At 40.9% G+C, this 18,260-nt stretch carries 17 protein-coding genes; 8 read left to right on the top strand and 9 right to left on the bottom strand.

Going from position 1 to position 18,260, the window contains the following annotated elements:
• Positions 1-54: 54 nt before the first annotated feature.
• A complete protein-coding gene (locus tag CH76_RS04625; protein WP_369792362.1) occupies positions 55-834 on the bottom strand; it encodes a Cof-type HAD-IIB family hydrolase in 780 nt (259 codons plus the stop codon).
• 422 nt (positions 835-1,256) lie between these two features.
• Here CH76_RS04625 and CH76_RS04620 point away from each other — a divergent pair, with 422 nt between their 5' ends.
• Together CH76_RS04620 and rnjA are read left to right on the top strand one after the other, a co-directional pair.
• A complete protein-coding gene (locus CH76_RS04620) occupies positions 1,257-1,466 on the top strand; it encodes a DNA-dependent RNA polymerase subunit epsilon (protein ID WP_036143626.1) in 210 nt (69 codons plus the stop codon).
• A gap of 6 nt (positions 1,467-1,472) precedes the next feature.
• The gene (rnjA, locus tag CH76_RS04615) at positions 1,473-3,140 is read left to right on the top strand and encodes a ribonuclease J1 (RefSeq protein WP_036143624.1); all 1,668 of its coding nucleotides are present in this window, start codon (positions 1,473-1,475) and stop codon (positions 3,138-3,140) included.
• Between the two features lie 43 nt (positions 3,141-3,183).
• Here the strand turns inward: rnjA and CH76_RS04610 are convergent, their stop codons facing one another.
• The 3 genes from CH76_RS04610 to CH76_RS04600 all read right to left on the bottom strand — a co-directional run bounded on the left by CH76_RS04610 (position 3,184) and on the right by CH76_RS04600 (position 4,999).
• Positions 3,184-3,846 (bottom strand): TrkA family potassium uptake protein, encoded by a 663-nt coding sequence (locus tag CH76_RS04610; RefSeq protein ID WP_036143622.1) that lies wholly within the window; start codon positions 3,844-3,846, stop codon positions 3,184-3,186.
• Between the two features lie 94 nt (positions 3,847-3,940).
• On the bottom strand, positions 3,941-4,396 hold the full coding sequence (locus CH76_RS04605) for a redoxin family protein (RefSeq protein WP_036143620.1): 456 nt from the start codon (positions 4,394-4,396) through the stop codon (positions 3,941-3,943).
• A gap of 60 nt (positions 4,397-4,456) precedes the next feature.
• Complete coding sequence (locus CH76_RS04600) at positions 4,457-4,999, bottom strand: peroxiredoxin (protein ID WP_036143618.1); 543 nt, start codon at positions 4,997-4,999, stop codon at positions 4,457-4,459.
• A 247-nt stretch (positions 5,000-5,246) separates the two neighbouring features.
• Between CH76_RS04600 and CH76_RS04595 the strand changes: the two genes are divergently transcribed.
• The 6 genes from CH76_RS04595 (at position 5,247) to CH76_RS04570 (ending at position 10,860) form a co-directional block, all read left to right on the top strand.
• The gene (locus CH76_RS04595; protein WP_036143616.1) at positions 5,247-5,783 is read left to right on the top strand and encodes a helix-turn-helix domain-containing protein; all 537 of its coding nucleotides are present in this window, start codon (positions 5,247-5,249) and stop codon (positions 5,781-5,783) included.
• Positions 5,784-5,805: 22 nt separating this feature from the next.
• Complete coding sequence (locus CH76_RS04590; protein ID WP_036143614.1) at positions 5,806-6,909, top strand: ABC transporter ATP-binding protein; 1,104 nt, start codon at positions 5,806-5,808, stop codon at positions 6,907-6,909.
• Positions 6,902-7,708, top strand: a complete 807-nt coding sequence (locus tag CH76_RS04585) for an ABC transporter permease (RefSeq protein ID WP_152553286.1) — start codon at positions 6,902-6,904, stop codon at positions 7,706-7,708. The genes CH76_RS04590 and CH76_RS04585 overlap by 8 nt, the downstream gene beginning before the upstream one ends.
• Positions 7,705-8,502 carry an ABC transporter permease gene (locus tag CH76_RS04580; RefSeq protein ID WP_036143611.1) on the top strand — a complete coding sequence of 266 codons (798 nt, stop codon included), beginning with the start codon at positions 7,705-7,707 and terminating at the stop codon, positions 8,500-8,502. Before CH76_RS04585 ends, CH76_RS04580 begins: the two co-directional genes overlap by 4 nt.
• A complete protein-coding gene (locus tag CH76_RS04575) occupies positions 8,499-9,572 on the top strand; it encodes a PotD/PotF family extracellular solute-binding protein (protein WP_036143609.1) in 1,074 nt (357 codons plus the stop codon). Before CH76_RS04580 ends, CH76_RS04575 begins: the two co-directional genes overlap by 4 nt.
• A 94-nt stretch (positions 9,573-9,666) precedes the next feature.
• Positions 9,667-10,860 (top strand): tetracycline resistance MFS efflux pump, encoded by a 1,194-nt coding sequence (locus tag CH76_RS04570; protein ID WP_036143607.1) that lies wholly within the window; start codon positions 9,667-9,669, stop codon positions 10,858-10,860.
• A 31-nt stretch (positions 10,861-10,891) separates the two neighbouring features.
• Here the strand turns inward: CH76_RS04570 and CH76_RS04565 are convergent, their stop codons facing one another.
• The 5 genes from CH76_RS04565 to CH76_RS04545 are packed head-to-tail and all read right to left on the bottom strand — an operon-like array spanning position 10,892 to position 18,254.
• Positions 10,892-13,441, bottom strand: a complete 2,550-nt coding sequence (locus tag CH76_RS04565) for a VWA domain-containing protein (protein ID WP_036143604.1) — start codon at positions 13,439-13,441, stop codon at positions 10,892-10,894.
• On the bottom strand, positions 13,425-15,140 hold the full coding sequence (locus CH76_RS04560; RefSeq protein ID WP_036143602.1) for a BatA and WFA domain-containing protein: 1,716 nt from the start codon (positions 15,138-15,140) through the stop codon (positions 13,425-13,427). The genes CH76_RS04565 and CH76_RS04560 overlap by 17 nt, the downstream gene beginning before the upstream one ends.
• 11 nt (positions 15,141-15,151) lie before the next feature.
• A complete protein-coding gene (locus CH76_RS04555; RefSeq protein WP_036143600.1) occupies positions 15,152-16,000 on the bottom strand; it encodes a DUF58 domain-containing protein in 849 nt (282 codons plus the stop codon).
• Positions 15,997-16,989, bottom strand: coding sequence for a MoxR family ATPase (locus tag CH76_RS04550; RefSeq protein WP_036143598.1), 993 nt, complete (start codon positions 16,987-16,989; stop codon positions 15,997-15,999). The genes CH76_RS04555 and CH76_RS04550 overlap by 4 nt, the downstream gene beginning before the upstream one ends.
• A gap of 11 nt (positions 16,990-17,000) precedes the next feature.
• Complete coding sequence (locus CH76_RS04545; RefSeq protein ID WP_036143596.1) at positions 17,001-18,254, bottom strand: hypothetical protein; 1,254 nt, start codon at positions 18,252-18,254, stop codon at positions 17,001-17,003.
• Positions 18,255-18,260 lie beyond the last annotated feature (6 nt).

Raw genomic sequence — 18,260 nt, 5'->3', positions numbered from 1 at the left:
TTGTTAGATGTGTCTAACAAATGGGGTGCAGTTCAAGACGGCATCGGGGATTTTTTAAATTAAATTCAGTTCTTTCATAATTGTAGCGAGCCCGCCTTCATCAACATGCGGCGCAATATGCGTAGCAACCGCCTTCGCCTCAGCATGCCCATTACCCATTGCCACACTTGTGCCAACAGCTGACAACATTTCAATATCGTTGAGCCCATCGCCAAATGCTACCGCGTCCTCCATAGTGCAACCAAGACGTACGAGTAATTTTTCAATACCTACTGCCTTTGAGCCATTCGCTGGTAAAATATCGCATGAGTACGGATGCCAGCGTACAAATTGCACCGTAGGAAATTTCGCCTCATACAATGTTTCTTGCGCCTGCTCAATAAATACTAATGTTTGGTATACATCATTATTTTTATAGTAGACCGGGTCTACTAAAGGATACGGAAATTTAAGCGTTGCTAATGCTTCCTCTAATTTCGGCTCGCCTGCTACAGAAGCTACCATCTGATTTTCATCTAAAAATACAGCATGCTCCCCGCGACTTGCACCAAATGTTACGATGCCATCAAGTGTACTTTTATCAACTTGATTGGTATAAACTACCTCACCTTTATAAACAACATATTGTCCATTAAATGTTACATATGTATCAATCGCTAGCTCTTCAAGTAGCGGCGCAATCATAAATGGCCCACGTCCTGTAGCAATCGCTAATTCATAACCATTTGCTCTTGCCTGTGCTAACGCATCCTTAGCAGATTGCGGTATAGTCTTTGTACTATCAAACAATGTACCATCAACATCAAAAAATAAAATTTTGGCCGGATTCATCATTTATCTTTCCCTTCTATATAAAGCATTATTACTTTACACGTCACCTTATTCATTATATACTAAATGTAAATTAAGGAGTGATGCACGATGCTGAAACGACTTAAAAAGAAACTTTTAAAACGACTCAACGGTTTGTTAAATAAAAAAACAATCGCATAATTTGACGCTACGCCCTCTATTTATTTGGAGGGCTTTTCTTTATTTTAAAGTAAGTGCATGATAATATAAAGGAAATGTGGTTTTTACTGTTATACTATAATCTCATGCTCACTAATTTTTACGGTGAGAGGAGCGCGGAGGTATGCCTTACAAGCAGCTTATTTAGGCAATGTTTAAATGGCTCGCGGTTTGGTATATTAGAAGTATAGCTATAATAGTAGCGCTACAACTATTTATGATCGACCTTAAAGGAGACAAAAAGCATGATTTACAAAGTTTATTACCAAGAAAATGCTCACGAGATTCCAGTTCGCGAAAACACTAGAAGTATGTATCTTGAAGCACAATCTGAGCGCGAGGTTCGCGTTAAATTACAAAATTTCGATTACAATATCGAATACATTCAATTGCTTGAAGGCGAGTACTTAGCGCACGAGCAAGAGAGTCCAAACTTCGAATTGGAGAATTTATAAGTCATTATGAAATTCGTTAAAAATGACCAAACAGCTGTTTTCGCACTCGGCGGACTGGGCGAAATCGGCAAAAATACGTACGGTGTACAATTCCAAGATGAAATTATTTTAATTGATGCGGGTATTAAGTTCCCTGAGGACGACCTACTAGGCATTGATTATGTTATTCCTGATTACACGTACCTTGTACGCAATGCAGATAAAATTAAGGGCTTATTTATTACACATGGTCACGAAGACCATATCGGTGGTATCCCTTATTTACTGCGACAAGTAAATGTGCCAGTATACGGCGAAAAGCTGTCACTTGGTTTACTACGCAATAAGCTAGATGAACATGGCTTATTACGCTCAACAAAGTTAATTGAATTTAATGAAGATGACGTGTTCAAGTTCCGAAAAACGTCAGTAAGTTTCTTCCGTACAACACATAGTATTCCTGATGCTTGTGGTATCGTTGTTAAAACACCACCAGGTAACATTGTGCATACGGGTGACTTTAAATTCGACTTTACACCTGTTGGCGAACCTGCTAACTTAACTCGCATGGCTGAGATTGGTCGCGATGGCGTACTATGCTTACTATCAGATAGTACGAATGCCGAAAAACCAAACTTCACAATGTCAGAGCGTAAAGTTGGGCAAAGTATTGATGAAATCTTCCGTAATGTTGATGGCCGTGTGATTTTTGCAACGTTTGCATCAAACATTCACCGTCTACAACAAGCTACGGATGCTGCTATTAAATATGGTCGTAAAATCGCGATCTTCGGACGTTCAATGGATAATGCCATTACAATCGGACGTGAGCTAGGCTATATTAATGCGCCAAAGGATACCTTTGTTGATGTGCAAACCTTAAACCGCTTACCAGCGAACGAGGTTATGATTTTATGTACAGGTTCTCAAGGTGAGCCAATGGCTGCGCTATCGCGTATTGCTAGCGGCACACACCGTCAAATTTCAATTCAACCAGGTGATACAGTTATCTTCTCATCTTCACCAGTACCAGGTAATACGGTAAGCGTTAATAAAATTATCGACTTACTTTACCGTGCTGGCGCAGAAGTAATTCACGGGCCTTTAAACAATATCCATACATCTGGTCACGGTTCACAAGAAGAACAAAAATTAATGCTTCGCTTAATGAAGCCAAAATTCTTCATGCCAATTCATGGTGAGTACCGTATGTTAAAAATGCATACACAGCTTGCTGCAGCATGTGACGTACCTTACGAAAATTCCTTTGTAATGGAAAATGGTGACGTACTTGCACTAAGTGCTAATGAAGCACACCCTGCTGGTCGCGTACCATCAGGTGATGTATACATTGATGGTAACGGCATTGGTGATATCGGCAATATCGTACTACGCGATCGTCGCATCCTTTCAGAAGAAGGACTTGTGATTGTTGTTGTAAGTGTTGATATGGAGAAAAACAAAATTGTTTCAGGTCCAGACATCATCTCTCGTGGCTTTGTTTATATGCGTGAGTCAGGTGCAATGATTAATGAAGCACAAAAAATGCTTAACCACCATTTGCAAAGTGCTGTACGCAGCAAATCAACGCAATGGTCTGAGCTTAAAAATGAAATTACTGACGTTTTAGGACCTTACTTATTTGAGAAAACAAAACGTCGTCCAATGATTTTACCAATCATTATGGAAGTATAAGTTAAAAAACTTCTCATTTACATTACGTAAATGAGAAGTTTTTTTATTCCTTCATTGCCTTTTTCACAAAGCGGTTAATATCTGCATCTGCACCAATGACTAGCATAATATCCCCTAACTGAATCGCGTCCCCTGCTTGAGGTGACACAATAATATCTGTACCACGCTTAATCCCTACAATGTTGATGCCATACTTTGCACGAATATCTAAGTCAATAATCGTATTGCCTGCAATGGCATCATTCGCTTTGAGCTCCATAATGGAGTGTTCATCTGACAACTCTAAATAATCGAGTACAGTATTTGACAACATATTATTAGCAATACGAATACCCATGTCACGCTCTGGGTGTACAACAAAGTCCGCCCCAATTTTTCGTAGTACCTTTTCGTGGTAATCATTTTGCGCCTTAACTGTAATTTTTTCGACACCGATTTCTTTTAAAATAATCGTTGTTAAAATACTAGCTTGGATATCCTCACCAATGGCCACAATAACATGTTCAAAATTTCGAATACCAAGCGATTTTAAAACAGCCTCATCCGTCGAGTTAGCTACAACCGCTTGGGTAGCAATCGAAGCAAACTCATCTACACGCTCTGGTGAATGGTCAATTGCCATAACGTGTGCACCTTGGCTGATTAGCTCCCCCACAATACTCCCACCAAAGCGTCCTAACCCAATAACAACAAATTCTTTCTTCATACGACAACCTCCCTTATGTACTACTGTAAGTTTAGCCTATTTTACATAAAACAAACAAAAAAACTCCTGAAAAATTCTCAGGAGTTTAGACGTATTATTCTGCGTTACGCATTTCGTCTAACACACGGTTAACGCGTTTTTCTAACATTTTCATACCACTACCGCCCGCTTGCATGTGACGAAGTTGGCCATCTTTGTCAAAAACAAAGTAGGCTGGCACGTATTGATTTTCGAATGCGTCTGTTAATTTTAACTCGCTATCCACAAAAATCGGTTGTGTAATATCATGCTCAGCTGCAACTTTTGTAATTTCCTCTAAGTCTACATCGTTTTCAGAACGTGGCATATGCACGGCTACAACGTTTAACTCGTCTTTATATTGATCACGGAAATTGTTTACATCTGGCATTGCCTCTTTACATAAATGACAGCTAATTGACCAAAAGTGAATAAGTGTTGGCTTCTCACCAACTAATTGTTCGCGTGTTACTTCTCCGTTTAACCACGCTGTTGCGCCTGTTAACTCTGGCATTGGTTGACGTAATTTCATGTGATTGCCTCCTTTGTAGTGAAAAAAATCCCCACAATTACGCGGGGATTTTATTAAAAATTAAAGTGTTTTTTGACCTGGACGCCAGTTAGCTGGGCAAAGACCGCCAGTTTGTAGCGCTTGTAGTACACGTAATGTTTCGTCAACGTCGCGACCGATGTCGTTATGGTTAACTACTTGGTATTTTAATTCGCCTTCTGGGCTGATGATGAATAGACCGCGTAATGCGATACCTTCTTCTTCAATTAAAACGCCGTATTCTTTAGCTACTGAGTGGTTAGTGTCAGCTGCTAATGCATAGTTTAAGTCACCTAAACCGTTATCTGTACGGTCAGTGTGGATCCATGCTAAGTGAGTGTGGATTGTATCAGTTGATACACCAATGATTTCAGCGTCTAAGTCTTGGAACTCGTCATAACGGTCAGACATTGCTGTGATTTCTGTTGGACAAACGAATGTGAAGTCCATTGGGTAGAAGAATAATACCGTCCACTTATCGTTTTTCATGTTTTCTTCTAATGAAACTTTACCAAAAGATTTGTCCGCTAGTACTGCTTGCATTTCAAATGCTGGGGCTTGTTTGCCTACCATACGCTCTGCCATTAAAAATCCCTCCGAATATAATTATTATATCTAGTAATTATTCGTATAACGAATACACTTATACGATAGCAAAATCTTTAGCGTTTATCAAGCAAAGACCTTTTTTAATTGTTTTTCAAAAATGGTTGCATAAAAATATGTTTTCGGTATAATAAATGTCGTATTTCTAAACTTAAAGTTTAGTTAAAGTAAACTTCGCTTTTTTAAAGTTTAGTTAAAGTAAACGATTTAAGGAGTGCGATGTTGCATGCAAATTGGACGGAAAATAAAAGCACTGCGTTTAAAGAAGGGGCTTACACAAGAAGAACTTGGGGAACGTACTGATTTAAGCAAGGGATATATTTCACAGCTTGAACGCGATTTAAACTCTCCTTCTATTGAAACATTATTTTCAATACTAGAAGTGCTTGGCTCTACACCAAAAGAATTTTTTGATGATGACGGTGCAGAACAAAAAGTCGTCTACACAAGTGAAGACCAATCGACTTATACTGACGATAAATACGAAATACGCTGGCTCATTCCTACGTCTAATGAAAAAGAAATGGAGCCCATTTTTTTAACGCTTGAAGAAGGCGGTGAATTTAAACGCTTTGAGCCTTCACTTGCGGAAACTTTAATCTATGTCATTGAAGGACGCATTCGTTTAGTCATTGGCAAGGAAGATTATATTGCGGTAGCTGGTGATGCGTTATACTTTGATGCATCTGAGCACCATCAATTATTTAATATCGCTAAAGGACAGTCTCGCCTGTTCTGGGTTGCGACCAATTCATACTTATAACTTATTTAAAGGGAGGCTCATCATGACAACTCAACCTATCATTCGTTTTGAACATGTAACAAAGGCTTATGAAGATGGCACAGTCGTATTAAAAGATATTAACCTAGAACTTGAACAGGGTAAGTTTTACACCTTACTTGGTCCTTCAGGCTGTGGTAAAACAACCATTTTACGTATCATCGCAGGCTTTACAGAAGCTTCGACAGGTAATGTCTTTTTTAAGGATAAAAAAATCAATGCCGTTCCTGCTAACGAACGCCAAATTAATACGGTGTTTCAAGATTACGCATTATTTCCACACTTAAATGTTTTTGAAAACGTAGCGTTTGGCTTACGCATTAAAAAACGTCCTGAAGCTGAAATTAAAGAACGCGTTGAGGAAGCATTAAAATTTGTAAACTTAGCAGGCTACGGCCCGCGTGAGATTACCGAGATGTCGGGTGGTCAGCGGCAGCGTGTTGCAATTGCACGTGCGATTGTTAATGATCCTGAGGTAATTTTATTAGATGAGCCTCTCTCTGCACTAGATTTAAAATTGCGTACTGAAATGCAATATGAACTGCGCGAGCTACAGCAGCGCCTTGGCAAAACATTTGTCTTTGTTACGCATGACCAAGAAGAAGCACTGGCTATGTCTGACGAAATTTTTGTATTAAATGAAGGCGAAATCCAGCAATCAGGTACACCTGTTGATATTTATGATGAGCCGATTAATCGCTTCGTTGCTGATTTCATTGGCGAATCTAACATTGTAGCTGGCACAATGATTGAAGACTACGTCGTAGAGTTTACTGGTAAGCGTTTTGAATGTGTCGATGGCGGTATGAAGCTGAATGAAAAAATTGATATCGTCATTCGCCCAGAAGATTTAGAAATTACAACAGTCGAAAATGGTAAGCTGAGCGTTAAAGTGGATACGCAATTATTCCGCGGGGTGCACTACGAGCTATCAACTTATGACCATGACGGAAATGAATGGCTTGTACATTCATTGAAAAAAGCAGAGGTGGGTGAACAAATCGGACTTAACTTTGATCCTGAGGCCATCCATGTAATGCGCTTAAATGAATCTGAAGAAGATTTTGATAAGCGACTTGAGGCGTATGGAGATGATGAGGATGAATAAGGCAAATAAAACAGCGCTCATTCCTTATACGCTTTGGATTGTGCTATTTGTTATTGCGCCAATCGCTTTGGTGGGCTATTACTCACTGCTCGATTTAGAGGGTAACTTTTCTTTTGTGAACTATCAGACCTTCTTTTCGTCAATTTATTTAAAAATGACGCTTAGCTCGTTTTGGTATGCATTTTTAATTACCTTCTTTACTTTAGCTGTGTCATACCCAACTGCTTACCTATTAACAAAAATGAAGCATAAACAGTTATGGCTATTGCTCATTATTATTCCATCATGGATTAATCTACTGTTAAAAACCTATGCGTTCATTGGTATTTTTGGCTTATCAGGTCCAATTAATGCTGTTGTTAAATTATTCGGCATTCCTGAGCAACAAATTTTATTTACAGACATTAGCTTTGTGTTTGTTGCCGTTTATATTTTTATTCCGTTTATGATTTTACCGATTTTTAACTCATTGGATAAATTAAACCCAACATTGATTGATGCGGCACGTGATTTAGGGGCCTCACCTATTACAACCTTCCGTCGCGTTATTTTACCGCTAACAATGGACGGTGTAAAATCAGGCATTCAAGTTGTATTTATCCCTGCCCTCTCACTGTTTATGATTACGCGCCTAATCGCAGGTAACCGTGTTATTACATTAGGTACAGCGATTGAACAGCAGTTTTTAGTAACACAAAACTGGGGTATGGGCTCGACCATTGCTGTATTCTTAATTATTTTCATGGTCATTGTAATGATGGTAACAGGACAAAAAAGTAAAGGAGGGCGTGTACGATGAAAAAGCTATCACTAACAGCTAAAATTTATTTAGCCCTTGTGTTTATTGTGCTCTATGCGCCAATTTTTTACTTAGTGTTCTATTCGTTTAATAGTGGTGGCACTATGAATAAGTTCGAATCCTTTACATTAGAGCATTACGCTGCAGTATTTGAAGATACACGCCTATTAATTATTTTAATTAATACGGTTGTAGTAGCTCTGCTCTCTGCATTAATCTCAACGATTCTTGGTGTATTTGGAGCTATCGGTATTGTATCGCTAAAAAATATGCGTATGCGTAATACATTACTATCATTAAACAATGTATTAATCGTTAGTCCTGACGTTATTATTGGTGCAAGCTTTTTAATTTTATTTACGATGATTGGCATCAAACTAGGTTTCTTCTCTGTACTGATTGCCCATATCGCCTTCAGTGTGCCTATCGTTGTGCTGATGGTGTTGCCAAAGCTATTAGAGATGAATACCTCACTTATTGATGCAGCACAGGATTTAGGCGCAAGCAAACGCGATATTTTAACACGTGTTATTTTACCGTATATCCAACCAGGCATCTTTGCAGGTTTCTTTTTAGCACTTACCTACTCGCTTGATGACTTTGCTGTAACCTTCTTTGTAACGGGTAATGGTTTTAGCACCCTATCCGTAGAAATTTACTCTATGGCACGTGCAGGTGTGTCACTAACGGTTAATGCTATTTCTGGCTTAGTGTTCCTTGTCACGATCTTAGTAGTGGTAGGTTATTACTTTGTTACAAACCGCACTAAAGGAAAGGTGGAGAAAAACGCATGAAACAATTAATTCAAGCAACTGTTGCGATTCTCATTATTTCTGGTGGGCTGCTCTACACGGTTAAACTACTTAATATTAGTGGTGGTAAAACGGGTAAAGATATTTTAACAATTTATAACTGGGGCGAGTATATTGACCCTGCTTTGCTAAAAGAGTTTGAAAAAGAAACAGGCATTCACGTTATCTACGAAACATTTGATACAAACGAGGCTATGCTAACTAAAATTAAACAAGGCGGCACAGCATACGATATTGCAGTGCCCTCGGAATATATTATTGAAAAGATGTTAGAGGAGGACATGCTCATACCACTAGACCACCAGCAGCTCCCTAACTTAAAAAATATTGACCCTTACTTTTTAGATTTACCTTTTGACCCTCATAATAAATACTCTATCCCTTATTTTTGGGGCACAGTAGGTGTAGTCTTTAACCCAAGCAAAGTGGGTAACGTTAATTTTGATTCATGGAATGATTTATGGGACCCAAAATTTAAACACCAAGTCTTTTTAGTAGATAGCGCACGAGAGGTTGTGGGCATCTCTTTAAATAATTTAGGCTATTCCTTAAATACAACCAATGATAAAGAGTTAGCTGAGGCTGAGGCAAAGCTTGCTGAGCTTGCACCAAACGTTAAAGCGATTATTGGTGACGAAACTACACAGCTTATGGTTAATAACGAAGCAAGTGTTGCTCTCACTTGGTCGGGTCAAGCAGCAGATATGATTTCGGAAAATGAAGCGCTTGATTACGCGGTACCACATGAAGGCTCTAACTTATGGTTTGATAATATTGTTATCCCAAAAACGTCTAAGAACGTAGAGGGCGCACATAAATTTATTAACTTCATGCTTGAAGCTGATTCAGCTGCTGAAAACGCTGACTATGTTGGCTACTCAACACCTAACCAAGCAGCACTTGCTTTGATGGATGAAGACGTTGTTAACGACGAGCGCTTTTACCCTACCATTGAGCAACGTGAAACACTTGAGGTATATCGTGATTTAGGGCTAGAGTACATCGGTATTTATAATGAGCTCTTCCTGCGTTTTAAAATGAGCATTCGTTAAATAAAGTCGCTATGTCATACTAATGATGTAGCGACTTTTTAGTATTTTTATCTTATGATAGGATGTATGAGTTTTTAAGAAAGGGGGACTTTCTATGTCCCAAACACAATCTTCAAACAAAGTCGCACTTTATACACTAATGTTTACGATGTTCGTTACAATGAGCGGTATTGGCTTAATCATTCCTGTGATGCCAAGATATCTCGAAACGTTCGGTGTAGCTGGACAGGTGCTAGGCTTTTTAATTGCGACGTTCGCGTTTTCGCAGTTTATTTTTTCGCCGATTGCTGGTAATTTATCAGACCGCTACGGTCGTAAAAATTTAATTTTATTTGGATTAGTAGTATATGGCTTAGCGCAAGTAGCATTTGGCTTAGCGACTTCACTTCCCTTATTATTTCTTTCTCGTTTCTTTGGTGGCTTAGGCTCTGCTTTTATTGTGCCACCCGTTATGGCTTTTGTAGCAGATATTACAACATATGAAGAGCGTGGCAAAGGGATGAGTATGATTGGTGCTGCAATGTCTTTCGGCTTTATGATTGGGCCTGGCATTGGTGGCTTTTTATCAAAAGTTAGCTTACACTTCCCATTTTATATGGCAGGTATTTTTGCACTTATTGCAGTTATCCTATCCTTCTTTGTTTTGCCTTCAATTAAACCAACAATAAAAATGGACAAGAAGAATGAAAATCTGATTAAACAAATGGCACGCTCTATTCATACGCCTTATTTTGTCATGCTAGTTATCATGCTAATTTTCTCATTCGGTATTGCCAACTTCCAAGTGACACTTTCTTTATTTGTGACACAAAAATTTGACTATACCCCAGAGGATATCGCCATTATTTTAACTGTTGGGGGCGCAGTCGGTGTTGTGGCACAAATGTTTGTGATTGAGCCATTATTTAAACGCTTTGGCGAAATGAAAATCATTTTAGTTAACTTAATTATTGCAGCGCTCGCTATGATCACTATGCTATTTGTGTCAGGCTTTGCTGTAATTTTACTAGTAGCAACAATCTTCTCAACAGCAACAACGTTAATCCGTCCTGCTGTTAACACCTTAATTTCAAAACTTGCAGGCAATGAGCAAGGCTTTGCAGCAGGCTTAAATAATGCGTATATGAGTCTTGGCAATATGATTGGGCCAGCACTCGCAGGGACTTTATTTGATGCCAATCGTGCATTCCCTTACTTTGTCGGGACAGGTGTACTACTTGCTTGCTTTGTACTAGCGTTTGGTTGGGCTTCTAGGAAAGCACCGCATTTATTAAAAGCAGAAGCGTAATAAAAAAAGATTGGCCAAGGCCAATCTTTTTTTATTGCTTTAATTTATCCATAATCGTTGTAGTTGGCTGTTGTTTAGGCTTAGACTTGCGACGTATCACACCTGTAAAACGTCGTAACGTAATATCCATAAAGAACAGCAGCATCGCTACTACCACTAACGGCACTGTAATCCGCTGTGTAGCCTCGCTTTTTTGTGCCAACTTGCGAAAGGCTTGCTTTGGCGCTGTTAACACCTGGCCGCTCGTTTGGTGAGCAATATGTTCAAGTTGCTTTATATCAACTGGTTGTTGCTTATATTCCTCGCTATACGGAATGGTTTTACCAAGACGGAAAATATCGCCCGTTCCATTATCCACACTTAAAAATACAGTGCCTGGTGTTGCGGTCACTTGGAATGTAAGTTTACTTGCCGTCACTGCTTGCTGTGTCACCTCAAGTTGCTCACCTTGTTCGTTTACTGCATGTACCTCAAGCAAACTCGCACGATTGGTAGGGTCAACTAGCGTAAAGGTATCCCCTATTTGGCTAATTGCATACGGTGTTTCATTGTATGTTGGTAATAACTCAGCTACGGCCTTTTGCCAAAAGCTTTGCCACTTGTCCCAACGCGCCCAATCACCCGCCCATGCACCGCTAGCATCAGATGTAAAGGCTATGCTTGTTCCCATTCCATAGCGCCACTGTGCAAGCACAGGGTCTTCCTCAGCACTATCTGCAATAACAGTTGCGCCTTCTTTAGCAGTCGTTGCAATATAAGCGTTCATTTGTGGTACACCATCAGCAAACAAAGTTGACCACGCTGGCACATTATAAATACGTGGATAAAATGGATTGTCTTCAATATATGTGCGCGAAATCATAGCTGTTTCACGTGCTAATATTGTCGGAATCATATTGGCATCCAATACATTGTAAAAGCGCCCGCTCCCCATCTCACTCATCTTCTCTAGCGCTTTAGGATCTGCGTCTGCGCCAATAGATACGGTAGAAAGCGTCGTTTGGTCACTTAACCCCTGTTCCGTCATTGCGCGGTAATCTCTGCGCGTGTTTTCCTGTCCATCTGTCACTAAAATAATATGCTTACGCTGTAAATCTAGCGGTGCTAAATCGGCATAGGCTTCTTTTAATGAGCTATAAATTTCAGTGCCACCACCCACTGTTACGGATAATATTTTAGCGATAGCTTCATCACGATTGCTCATAGGTGCAGTAGCTATAATACGCCACGGCTTATCATCAAATGCAATAAAACCTAATGTATCTTCCTCGCGTAACATCTCTGTAGCACGCACAGCTGCCTCTTTAGCAAGTCGCATTTTTTCGCCACTCATACTACCCGAGCGGTCGAGTACAATAACTAGCCCTGTGCTCGGCACCTTATGCTTACCCGTTACTTCCATATCTACAGGTAATATTTTTTCGATAGGTGACTTAGCATAGCCTCCAAGACCAAAGCTCATCTCGCCACCACTCATCATAAAACCAACCCCAAAGCTATGCACAGCTTGCTCAATAACTTGCATGCGCGCCTCTCCAACACTATAACCTGGCACATTATCAAAAATAATCGCATCATATTGTAAATAGCTTGAAAGAGACTGTGGTAGTTCACTAGCCTTTAGTGTTGTGTGCCTAATGCTTGTACCTAATGCTTGGCTAATCGCTGGTGTCGGCTTATGTTCACCTTGTACGACTAAAATATGTGGAGGTGCTTTTACCTGCGTCATACTAGCATAGGAGTTATTTTCGATAATGGCATCTTGCTCACGATTAATGCGTACTTCGTAACGTACTAAGCCTTCCATTTCGGCTGGCTCTTGATAGGTAAATTGATTATCACCTGCAACAAGCGCCACTTGTTTTTCTTGACGAAGCACATCATTTGCATATAGCCCAAGTGTTGCTGTTGTCGCCTCCGTCGCGCTAATATCAGCTGTTATGGTTTGTAGCTCACCAACAAAGGCTCGCTCAGGTGAAGCTACATTGTCTACAGCAACATCAGCTTGGTAGCTGTCGGTTAGTTGCACGGTATCTACTGTAATTAAGGGGCTGAGGCGCTGCAACGCCTGCTCTACTTCACCTACTGTTTCATTACCATCACTTAGTAACACAATACGTGTTGCTTTATTGCTATCAATCACACCACTAGCCACTTGGAGTGCCTGTTCGATATTGGTATTACCCCGCCCTTCAAATTTACTGAGTGCGGGTAACTTGTTAAGCTTTTTTGACAACAACGCCTCTGTTTGAAACCCCTCGCCAAAACTATAGATACCTACAAGGTGATGCGCCTTTTTATGCGTAAGGCTCTGCTCAATAAACTGTAAGGCTTCAGCTTCGTGCTGTTGCATAGAAGCTGAACGATCCACTAAAAACAAAACTTGCTCATCTTTGATTGGTAATAATAAATAAGGCGAAGCTAGTGCTACTACAAGCAAAGTTATTGCTGTAACACGTAATGTAAAAACTGTTTTAAAGCGACGGCTACGCAATGGCTGACGGAGGTAAGTAAAAATAAAATAGCCTGCTAATGGTAGCAATAACAGTAAAGCTACTGGGAAATCAATTCGTAAATCCACGTCTGCGTTGCACCTCCCACTCGATAACTAACAATAAAATAATCGGCACAAGTAGTAATGGCACAAAAGTTTGCGCACTCTTTTTACCTTGCGCTTGATTGGCCTCACCCAATGCAAAAGTTGTACCTTTTGGCAATATGCGCTCCTCGGGCTGTAATTGAACGACAAAGGACTGTACTTGCTCACCTTGACGTAATTGATAAACGCCTGGCTTAGTAGGCATATGCACAGGCTGACCTGCCGTGCCCGATGTAATATAACTATCATCTTGGTAAATATCAAAGTCGCCCGCTTCAACAGCAAGTATTGCCTCGTAATTAGGCGAAAAGCTCCCAAGTGCTGAGCTCTTAGTAGTTAAACTATTTTGTACGCTCCATAAAAATAAAGGAAAATCAGCATACATAGCCCAGTCTGTTGCGGTGAGTTCGATTAGCACAACAATATCACCCTTCGCCGTGCGTTGAATGAACGGTGCATCTCCTACGTGTGCGATAGTCGTTGCGCCTTCAATCGGCGGATATACACGCTGTACAACGACATCTTGAAATGTAGCAAAACTAAATAAAGTATCGTCTTCAGTAGTAACTTTTCCTGTCACTTTCTTTAACTTAGCATCATCACGCCCCATCAGTAAAATACGTTGTCCATGGCTCAGTGCGCTCGTTTGATTTGTAACAAAAAAACTCTCGCTAGTAGGTGTCGCACTCACTTTAACTGCTGGTGCTACAGCTTGCATACCTTTAATAATTAACTCATGCAGCGTAGGTGACATACTAATCGCTAATGTTTCGCCCTCTACTACCGCACTACTCGTATTATCTGCGCTATAGTCATCCTGCACATCAATCGTTGCTGTCGCATAAGCCGTACGTGCTAACTCATACGTCTGAGTTACTGTTTCGCCTGATGAGATAGCTATTTTTTTATGAAGCAGTTGTTGCCCCTTACTGTCTGTGATAGTCAGCGGCACACTGGCATCTTGACTGCTGTCATTAACAATTTGTACAAGCCCTAACATGCCCTCTCCCTCTGTAGTCACCACAAAACGACGCAAAGAAATATTTTTTAGCTTAGGGTCACTACCCTTCACTACAAAACGAGTATTATCTTTATCCATTGGCAACAATTGTCTGTCTACGCCATCCGAAAAAATATAAATCGCCGTTGGGCTATTACCTACATAGGACTGTGCTACTGCAAGCGCCTTCTCTAAATACTCACGCTCATAGCTTACTTGCAGCGCTTCTACTTGTTGCTCAAGCACTTTTGCACTGCGCTCACGTTGTACAACAGTTGTTGGCGTTGCACCTGTAGTAATAATCGTAACTTCATTATTAGTCATCTGTTTAATTAATTGTTGCATGGCTGCCTTATGCTTAGTAAATGTTGCATCTGCCGTTACAGTAGCTGACGTGTCCACAATAAAAATTACTTGCTCCTCCGCCATTACTTCCTTTTTATTGTAAGGTTGCATTAATGCCAACACACAAAGTAAAAGTGCCGCAAGCTGTAACCACAGTAAACTATTTTTTTGTAAGCGTTGAATATAAGGTGACACGCGTGTTTCACGCATAACTTCTTGCCAAAATAATGTAGAGGATACGGTGGTAGGGTCATATTTTTTGCGAAAGAAATAATATAAAATGACGATGAGTGGCAGTAATGCACTCAGCGCAAATAATGGCGTTGTAAAGCCCATTGTCCTTCACCTCACTGTAGCCACGCATGGCGTACAAGTTGTGCGATAGCATGCGGTATTCCCTGCTCTACTACTAGCTCAAGCTGTAGCACACCATGCTGTGCGCTGATTTTTCGTAGTTGCTGTGCATGCGCTGTAAAACGCTGCTCATACGCCTCACGCGTTGTTGACGTTAGCGATACATTTACTTGCTCATTTGTTTCACTATCAATGAGTTGTACATCACCACTAAGACTCAACATCTCTTCTTCCTCACTTAGTACACGAAGTAAACGCACATCCTTTGCATGACGCACCGCCTGCTTTACAAGTCCCTCATAGTGCGCAAGTGGAGCTAGTCCATCTGTAAGTATAAAAATAATCGTACTATCCTTTGGCAACTGTTGCCTTGCATCTACCATAAAATCCTGTGTCACTGTAGCGTGCTCAACAAAATGAGCGAGCGCACTACGCGCTGTTTTTCCCTTTTGACGAAACGGTGCAGTCTTATTGTCATAAGAAAAACTCATACGATCATCATGCTGTAAGGCAATTGTGCCTAGCGCTATCGCAAGTGTTTTAGCAAACACCGCCTTGCCATACAATTGCATAGATTTTGTTGTATCTAACATAATGTGAATGCGCATCTCCTGCTCATCTAAAAAACGTTTAATAAAATATTTTTCGGTACGCGCAAACACATTCCAGTCTACTTGGCGTACATCATCTCCTGGATGATAGCTACGGTAATCCGAAAAATCCAATGACGTACCTACACGACTTGAGCGATGCGCTCCCTTATGTTGTCCTCGCGCCCTACTTTTTGTCGCAAGGCTATAACGACTCAGCTGTGCAATAAGTGCGGGTGTGAGTAAACTCATAGCTTACCATCCTGTGGCACACGCTCTAATAAAATACGTAAAATATCATCCGCTGTATGCCCTAAAGCCTCTCCTTCATAATTTAGCATCATTCGGTGGCGTAACACGGGTAGCGCAACCGCCTTAATATCACCAATCGCTACATGAAAACGTCCGTTCATAATAGCGCGTGCTTTTGCTAACTTAATTAAACTTTGTAAGCCACGTGGTCCACTGCCATAAAGTACAAGTTGCTTAACTTCTGCTATCGCATCTTCTGCCTGCGGGTGAGTAGCTGAAATAAGGTTTACAGCGTAGGCTAACATTTCGTCTGCAATCATCACTTCACGCGTCATTTGTTGCGCCTGTACTAACACTTCTGTGTCCATTTTTTTCGTTAATTGAACTTCTTGTGCGCCTGTAGTGCGTTTCATAATTTCTACAAGAGCCTGCTTAGTTGGGTAAGGCAACTGTACCTTGCATAAAAAGCGGTCCATCTGTGCTTCGGGTAGGGGGTATGTTCCTTCCATCTCTATAGGATTTTGTGTAGCTAACACAAAAAATGGGCTGCGCATCGGCTTTGTATCACCTAGCACAGTTACCGTTTTTTCGCCCATTGCTTCAAGTAAAGCAGATTGCGTCTTAGGTGTAGCACGATTAATTTCATCTGCTAACACTATTTGACTAAAAATCGGGCCTTCTTGAAAGACAAAACGCTGTCGCCCTTCACTATCACGCTCAATCATGCTAGTACCTGTAATATCTGCTGGCATAAGATCAGGCGTAAATTGAATACGCGAAAAACTTAAATCCATTACCTCTGCTACTGTTCGAATTAACATCGTCTTTCCGAGACCTGGTAAGCCTTCAAGTAAAACATGACCACCCGCTAGCATACTGTAAAGCGTAAAATCAATAGCCTCATCCTGTCCGACAATAAAGCGGTTGATTTCGTCACGCACGGCTTGCATACGCTGTTGTAATTGCTCATAATCTTGTGCTGTATACATCGTTCATCCTCCTATTTGCTAGCTGCATCAAAATAAAATTGCACAGCTTTTTGTAATTCCGTTGGTAGTTGCTTGCGCTCTGCACTCTCCATAAACTGTGTGCGGCTCTCTTGTATCGCTTGTTGATAGTGACGCGCCTGTCCTTTAGTGGATAATACGTTGCCCCGCGCTTCTTGGGTTTCTTCTGTTGGTGTAAAGTCTGCACCATCTACATTTGTGTCTCCTGCTTCGCCTAAACGCGGTGCTTGCTCACCTAACTCACGGTCACCACTGCCCTGACCACTACCACTACCACTACCTTGTCCATCACCTGAGCCTTGTCCATCTCCTGAGCCTGAGCCTTGTCCTTGTCCATCACCTGCACCACTGCTAGCACTATTACCAGCGCCATCGCCTGCACCGTTTTGAGCAGGTTGCTTGCTCTGTTGCTGCGCTTCATTTGCCTGCACAAGTTGTTTAGTTAGCGCAGCCTGAACGCCTGGATTTAACGTAAGCTCTGATTGTTCAAGTGAAGTTTGCACCTGTTGCAAAGCCTCAGTTAAATCTTTCTGTGAGGCTACAACAGACGCTAATTTTTGCTGCTCAGCCTCTGACATGCTTTGTAATTGTTGCTGTAATAACGCAAGTTCCTTTTGGTCTTTCATAACTTGCTCAAGCATATCCTCTAGTTGCTTCATATCCGCTAACTTTTCGGCAAGCTCCTCAAGCTTTTTATCGGCTGCCTTGTCAGCTACTGCTGCTACGTCTTTTTGCAACTGTTGCGTAATAGCACTCGTCAGTTTAATTTCCCTTGCTTGCTGTTGCGGAATGGACGGAAATACAACACTTGCTACCGCAATTAATACAAAAAGCCCTGTAAAAAACAATATGCGTGGTCGCCATGCGCTAGGCTGTTGTTGCTCAAGACGTTTGTAAGCGTGCGGTGCTTGTGTTAATGCTTGCTGTTGCAAAACCTCTCCTAGTTCCTCCGAAGAAAAAGCGAGCGCTGTTACTAATTCATTATGTAAAAACTGCGCATCTAACCGCTGTTTTGCTTGCTCACTTGTTACGCGCTGTATAACCCCGTATATAACAATAGCTACTGTAAATACAGTAGCTATGCTAGCGGCAACCTCCATGGAATAGGTGAAAATAAATAAACGCGAAACAACTAAACTAACAGCATAGCTAAGTGCAATCAGCATCAACCACCACTGTATAAGTGGTAGCGCCTGCTGCATTTGCAAATAACGCTGCGCACGTCTTATCCATTGCTGTAATGTCATAGTGCT

It is taken from the genome of Lysinibacillus sp. BF-4, assembly GCF_000743635.1.
In the GTDB taxonomy this organism is placed as follows: Bacteria; Bacillota; Bacilli; order Bacillales_A; family Planococcaceae; genus Metalysinibacillus; species Metalysinibacillus saudimassiliensis.
The sequence above is the reverse complement of the archived record's forward strand: the minus strand, read 5'-3'. Positions and strand labels throughout refer to the sequence as shown.

Bases quoted from the DNA above. Each gene is read 5' to 3' on its own strand.
- CH76_RS04555 (WP_036143600.1), bottom strand. From the start codon at position 16,000: ATGAGTTTACTCACACCCGCACTTATTGCACAGCTGAGTCGTTATAGC.
- CH76_RS04580 (WP_036143611.1), top strand. From the start codon at position 7,705: ATGAAAAAGCTATCACTAACAGCTAAAATTTATTTAGCCCTTGTGTTT.
- CH76_RS04595 (WP_036143616.1), top strand. From the start codon at position 5,247: ATGCAAATTGGACGGAAAATAAAAGCACTGCGTTTAAAGAAGGGGCTT.
- CH76_RS04585 (WP_152553286.1), top strand. From the start codon at position 6,902: ATGAATAAGGCAAATAAAACAGCGCTCATTCCTTATACGCTTTGGATT.
- CH76_RS04545 (WP_036143596.1), bottom strand. From the start codon at position 18,254: ATGACATTACAGCAATGGATAAGACGTGCGCAGCGTTATTTGCAAATG.
- CH76_RS04625 (WP_369792362.1), bottom strand. From the start codon at position 834: ATGATGAATCCGGCCAAAATTTTATTTTTTGATGTTGATGGTACATTG.
- CH76_RS04590 (WP_036143614.1), top strand. From the start codon at position 5,806: ATGACAACTCAACCTATCATTCGTTTTGAACATGTAACAAAGGCTTAT.
- CH76_RS04575 (WP_036143609.1), top strand. From the start codon at position 8,499: ATGAAACAATTAATTCAAGCAACTGTTGCGATTCTCATTATTTCTGGT.
- CH76_RS04605 (WP_036143620.1), bottom strand. From the start codon at position 4,396: ATGAAATTACGTCAACCAATGCCAGAGTTAACAGGCGCAACAGCGTGG.
- rnjA (WP_036143624.1), top strand. From the start codon at position 1,473: ATGAAATTCGTTAAAAATGACCAAACAGCTGTTTTCGCACTCGGCGGA.
- CH76_RS04560 (WP_036143602.1), bottom strand. From the start codon at position 15,140: ATGGGCTTTACAACGCCATTATTTGCGCTGAGTGCATTACTGCCACTC.
- CH76_RS04550 (WP_036143598.1), bottom strand. From the start codon at position 16,989: ATGTATACAGCACAAGATTATGAGCAATTACAACAGCGTATGCAAGCC.
- CH76_RS04600 (WP_036143618.1), bottom strand. From the start codon at position 4,999: ATGGCAGAGCGTATGGTAGGCAAACAAGCCCCAGCATTTGAAATGCAA.
- CH76_RS04610 (WP_036143622.1), bottom strand. From the start codon at position 3,846: ATGAAGAAAGAATTTGTTGTTATTGGGTTAGGACGCTTTGGTGGGAGT.
- CH76_RS04570 (WP_036143607.1), top strand. From the start codon at position 9,667: ATGTCCCAAACACAATCTTCAAACAAAGTCGCACTTTATACACTAATG.
- CH76_RS04620 (WP_036143626.1), top strand. From the start codon at position 1,257: ATGATTTACAAAGTTTATTACCAAGAAAATGCTCACGAGATTCCAGTT.